Source organism: Streptomyces sp. NPDC127098 (genome assembly GCF_042722465.1).
GTDB lineage: Bacteria > Actinomycetota > Actinomycetes > Streptomycetales > Streptomycetaceae > Streptomyces > Streptomyces millisiae.
The window spans coordinates 1-4786 of record NZ_JBHXFJ010000134.1 but is presented as its reverse complement, the minus strand read 5'-3'; the positions used below and the strand labels follow the sequence as shown (position 1 = coordinate 4786).

Below are 4786 nucleotides of genomic sequence, written 5' to 3'. Positions count from 1 at the left end.
GCATTCGGTACGGCTCGGTACGGCCGTGAGAACAGACAAAAGGGCCGGGTCACACCCGCGTGACCCGTGCCCCTGGTCTGCTCGTGGGCCTCGGTGGTCGGCGTCAGTCGCGCCGGCGCCCTAGGCCGTCTTGCGGCTGTCGCGCGGATGCACCGCGATGTTCATCGCACCGGAGCGCAGGACGGCCAGCCGCTCGGCCAGCACCTCCTCGAGCTCCTCTCGGGTGCGGCGCTCCATCAGCATGTCCCAGTGCGTACGCGCGGGCTTGGCCTTCTTCTCCTCCGGTCCCTCGCCGTCCACCAACAGGGCCTGAGAGCCGCATACCTTGCATTCCCACTCCGGCGGAATCTCGGCCTCCACCGAGAACGGCATCTCGAATCGATGGCCGTTCCGGCATGCGTACTCCACCGCCTGCCGCGGCGCCAGGTCAATGCCGCGGTCCGTCTCGTAGCTGGTCACCACGAGCCGCGTGCCGCGAAGAGCTCGCTCACTCATGAATCGTGCCTCCCGGGCTGGTCGCCCACAGGACAGGTGTCGCTGTCGTCATCATCAGGTCAACGTCCGGTCGGCGGTGAAGATTCCCGTTGCGGGTCATGCGTCGCCCGTCGTACCGCCCCTTCTTGTACCCACCGGCGTCCGGTTTGTCACATCTGACAGGAGATGTCACCCGGCGTCCGCACAGGATGGCCCGGGGTAACGGCTCATCCGGCGGGACCGAAGGCGAAGGATACCCGCCCCGCGCCGCTCCTCGAAATCCATTCCGGATTCCGTCTCCCGGATGGCGAAGATCCGCAGGAAGAACTGGGCCAGCGGGCCGATGGCCACCGCGTACACCACCGTGCCCACCCCGGCCGTGCCGCCCAGCAACACGCCGCTGACCAGCACCGTCACCTCCAGGGCCGTGCGCATCAGGCGGATGGACCGACCGGTGATCCGGTGCAGCGCGGTCATCAGCCCGTCCCGTGGTCCGGGGCCGAACCTGGCCGATATGTACAGGCCCGTGGCGGCGCCATTGAGCACGACGGCGCCCAGCATCAGGGGGACACGCGCCCCGAGGGCCGTCACCTCGGGAAGTAGCCGCAGCGTCAGGTCCATCGTGGTGCCGATGAGCAGCACGTTGGAGAGCGTGCCGAGGCCGGGCCGTTCCCGCAGCGGGATCCACAGCAGCAGCACCAGCGCGCCCGTGATGTTCACCACCATGCCGATGGAGAGCCCGGTGTGCTCCGCCACCCCCTGGTGGAACACGTCCCAGGGGTCGAGCCCCAGCCCGGCCCGCACCATCAGCGCCATGCTGGCGCCGTAGAGCGTCAGCCCGCCGTACAGCTGGAGGAGGCGGCGCGGTATTCGCTTGTTCAACACTGCTCCCGTCGATCGGATCCCGCTGGCACGAGTGGCCTGGTGCATGTCACCCTGTGGCCTGACTGGACCCGTGAACCATGGCCAATCCCCGAAAGGTGGACTGATTTCGTGCCCCAGTGGACCTCGACCATCGGTGCCGGCCAGCTCGCCCGGCTGCTCAACTCCGGTGAAGGCCATCAGTCGACGACCGGGCCGCGGCGCCAGCCCGCCTACCGCGCGCTGGCCGACGGGATCCGGCTGCTGGTCCTCGAAGGCCGGGTGCCCGTCGCCGCCAGGCTGCCCGCCGAGCGCGAGCTGGCCGGGGCGTTGGCGGTCAGCCGGACCACCGTGGCCACCGCCTTCGAGGCGCTACGCGGTGACGGCTTCCTGGAGTCGCGCCGGGGCTCCGGCAGTTGGACGGCCGTGCCGCCCGGCAGGCCGCTGCCGGGCCGGGCGCTGGAACCGCTGCCGCCGGACGCGGCAGGTCGCGTCATCGACCTGGGCTGCGCCGCGCTGCCGGCCCCCGAGCCCTGGCTCACCCGCGCCTTCCAGGCCGCGCTGACGGCGGTGGCGCCGGCCGCCAGGACCCACGGGGACTTCCCGGCCGGGCTCGCCGAGCTCCGGCAGGCCATCGCCGACCGCTACACGGCCCGCGGGGTGCCCACCATGCCGGAGCAGATCATGGTCACCACCGGCGCCATGGGCGGGGTCGGCGCCGTCTGCCGGCTCTTCGTCGCGCACGGCGAGCGGGTGGCGATGGAGCACCCGTCCTACGCCAACGTCCTCCAACTGCTGCGGGAGGCCGGTGCCCGCCTGGTGCCGGTCCCGATGGCCGACGGTCTCGCCGGCTGGGAGCTGCCGCTCTGGCGCCGGGTCCTGAAGGAGGCCGCGCCGCGCCTGGCCTACGTGGTCGCCGACTTCCACAACCCCACCGGCGTGCTGGCCACCGAGGAGCAGCGCCGCGAGCTGGTGGCGGCGGCCCGCGCCGCCGGCACGCTGCTCGTGGTCGACGAGACGATGGCGGATCTCGCGCTCGACACCGAGCCCGACGCGCCACCGCCACGGCCGGTCAGCGCCTTCGACCACGGCGGCGCCACGGTGATCACGGTCGGCTCGGCGAGCAAGAGCTTCTGGGCCGGGCTGCGCATCGGCTGGGTGCGGGCCGCCCCCGAGGTGATCCGCAGCCTGGTCGCCGCCCGCGCCTACGCCGACCTGGGCAGCCCGGTGATGGAGCAGCTCGCGCTGCACTGGCTGCTGACCGAGGGCGGCTGGGAGGAGGCGCTGACCCTGCGCCGCGCCGAGATCCGCGCCAGCCGCGACGCGGTCGTGGCCGCGCTCCGCGCGCACCTGCCGGACTGGGAGTTCACCGTACCGACCGGCGGCCTCGCGCTGTGGGTGCGCACCGGTGGCCTGTCCGGCTCCCGTGTCGCCGACGTGGCGGAGCGGCTCGGCGTTCGGGTGCCGTCCGGGCCGCGCTTCGGCGTGGACGGCGCGTTCGAGGGCTACGTTCGGGTGCCGTTCACCGTCAGCGGCCCGCTCGCCACCGAGGCCGCCATCCGGCTGGCCGCCGCGGCCCGCCTGGTCGCCGAGGACACCACCCCCGCCCTCCAGACCCCGGCCGGCTACACCACCTGATCGGCGGGCCTTGGGCCTAGTCCTTGGCGTCGGCGTAGCACTCGACGACCGCCGTGGTCAGCGGGAAGCGGACGGGGGTGGGCCCGAACGTGAGGTGGCCCGCCGAGGCGGCCGCGGCGTGGACGGCCTCGACGACGGCCGCGGCCTCCTCGGCCGGACAGTGCACGATCACCTCGTCGTGCTGGAAGAAGACCAACTCGGCGGCCATGTCCCACAGGGAACCGCGCAGGGCGGCCAGCATCAGCAGCGCCCACTCCGCCGCGCTGCCCTGCACCACGAAGTTCCGGGTGAACCGGCCGCGCGCCCGGGCCGACGAGGAGCCCTGGCCGACCGGCTCCGCCCGGTCCTCCGGGGGGATCCCGGCGTCGGCCGGGGGACAGGTGCGGCCCAGCCAGGTCCGCACCAGGCCGCCCTGCTCGCCGACCCTGGCCGCCTCGTCCACATGGCCGACCGCCGCCGGGAAGCGGCGCCGCAGCGCCGCGAGGTGCAGCAGCCCGTCGCCCGAGGTCTGCCCGTAGATCGCGCCGAGCAGCGCGAGCTTGGCCGCCGCGCGGTCACCCGAGAACCCGCCGTGGGCCAGCGCCGTGTACAGATCGTCGGCCGCGCCGGCCGCGGCCATCAGGCCGCGGTCCCGGGAGACCGCGGCCAGCACCCGCGGCTCCAACTGGGCCGCGTCCGCCACCACCAGGCGCCACCCCGGGTCCGCGACCACCGCGCGCCGCACCACCCGGGGGATCTGCAGCGCCCCGCCGCCGTTGGTGGTCCAGCGACCCGAGGGCGTGCCGCCCGGGACGTACTCGGTGCGGAAGCGCCCGTCGCGCACCCACGAGCGCAGCCAGGACCAGCCGTGCGCGGTGTGGATCCGGTACAGCCGCTTGTACTCCAGGAGCGGGGCCACCGCCGGATGGTCGACCTCCCGCAGCTCCCAGGCCCGGGTGGACGACAGCCGGATGCCGGCCCCGGCGAACGCCCTGATCACCTCGGCCGGCAGGTCGGGCCGCACGCGCGCCCCGGGGCCGAAGGCCGCCGACACCTCCTCGGCCAGCTCGGCGAGCCGCGCCGGCTGGGCGCCGCCCGGGTAGCGCCGGCCGAGCAACTCGTCGAGCAGGCGCAGGTGGACGTCCGCGCGCCACGGCAGCCCGGCCCCGCCCATCTCGGCCGCCACCAGGGTGCCGGCCGACTCGGCGGCGATCAGCAGCCGCATCCGCTCCGGGTACGCCACCGAGCCGGCACGCGCCAACTGCCCGGCGTACACCTCGAGGAGGGCGACCAGGGGGTCGGCGGTGGCCGGCAGCGGGGCGGGGCCCGCGTCGAACAGCGAGGGCTGGGCCGAGTCCGCCGCGGTCGGCCGGGGGTCGTCCGGCACCGGAAGACCGTGCAACCTGGCGAAGGCCGCACTCAGCGAGCGCGGCAGCCCGTACCCGCCCTCATGGCCGAGGAGCAGCGCCTCGGCCGCCTCAACGTCGTAGCAGCGGGGGACCCGGAGCCCGGCCGCGAGGAGGCGGGGGTAGACGCTCGCGGTCGACCGCCAGACCCAGCGGGCCACCCCGGGCCGCGCCCTGACCGCCTCGGCGGGGCCCGGCTCCACCGTGACGGGGCCGGCGGGGCGCCCGGCCTCGTCGAGCGCGCACACCCGGACCGAGCCGTCGGGGTACTCCGCCAGGGCGTGTCTGCCGCTCACCGACCTTTCCTCGCTCATGTGCGCGAGTCTGGCAGTCGCCACTGACATTGATGGTGATACTCGGGTTCCGGTGGTCGTGGCTCTGCCACTGACTGACGCCCTGCTGGGTTGTCTTCGTGTTGTTCTGTCCGG

4 protein-coding genes are annotated in these 4786 nt (G+C 74.2%); 1 reads left to right on the top strand and 3 read right to left on the bottom strand.

What is annotated here, in order from left to right; genetic code table 11:
- Nucleotides 1–120 precede the first annotated feature (120 nt).
- Both ACFWI8_RS36065 and ACFWI8_RS36060 read right to left on the bottom strand, forming a co-directional pair.
- Nucleotides 121–495: an RNA polymerase-binding protein RbpA gene (locus ACFWI8_RS36065; RefSeq protein ID WP_132818429.1), complete on the bottom strand. Its 375-nt coding sequence runs from the start codon at nucleotides 493–495 to the stop codon at nucleotides 121–123.
- Nucleotides 496–663: 168 nt separating this feature from the next.
- Nucleotides 664–1404: a YitT family protein gene (locus ACFWI8_RS36060; protein ID WP_387100435.1), complete on the bottom strand. Its 741-nt coding sequence runs from the start codon at nucleotides 1402–1404 to the stop codon at nucleotides 664–666.
- Between the two features lie 63 nt (nucleotides 1405–1467).
- On the opposite strand from ACFWI8_RS36060, the gene ACFWI8_RS36055 reads away from it, so the two are divergent.
- Nucleotides 1468–2973, top strand: coding sequence for a PLP-dependent aminotransferase family protein (locus ACFWI8_RS36055; RefSeq protein ID WP_387100432.1), 1506 nt, complete (start codon nucleotides 1468–1470; stop codon nucleotides 2971–2973).
- Nucleotides 2974–2989: 16 nt separating this feature from the next.
- On the opposite strand, the gene ACFWI8_RS36050 is transcribed toward ACFWI8_RS36055, so the two are convergent.
- Complete coding sequence (locus ACFWI8_RS36050) at nucleotides 2990–4672, bottom strand: bifunctional 3'-5' exonuclease/DNA polymerase (protein WP_387100429.1); 1683 nt, start codon at nucleotides 4670–4672, stop codon at nucleotides 2990–2992.
- Nucleotides 4673–4786 lie beyond the last annotated feature (114 nt).

What these genes read in the sequence shown, in the direction of transcription:
- ACFWI8_RS36065 (WP_132818429.1), bottom strand. Translation starts at nt 495, where the DNA reads ATGAGTGAGCGAGCTCTTCGCGGCACGCGGCTCGTGGTGACCAGCTAC.
- ACFWI8_RS36060 (WP_387100435.1), bottom strand. Translation starts at nt 1,404, where the DNA reads ATGCACCAGGCCACTCGTGCCAGCGGGATCCGATCGACGGGAGCAGTG.
- ACFWI8_RS36050 (WP_387100429.1), bottom strand. Translation starts at nt 4,672, where the DNA reads ATGAGCGAGGAAAGGTCGGTGAGCGGCAGACACGCCCTGGCGGAGTAC.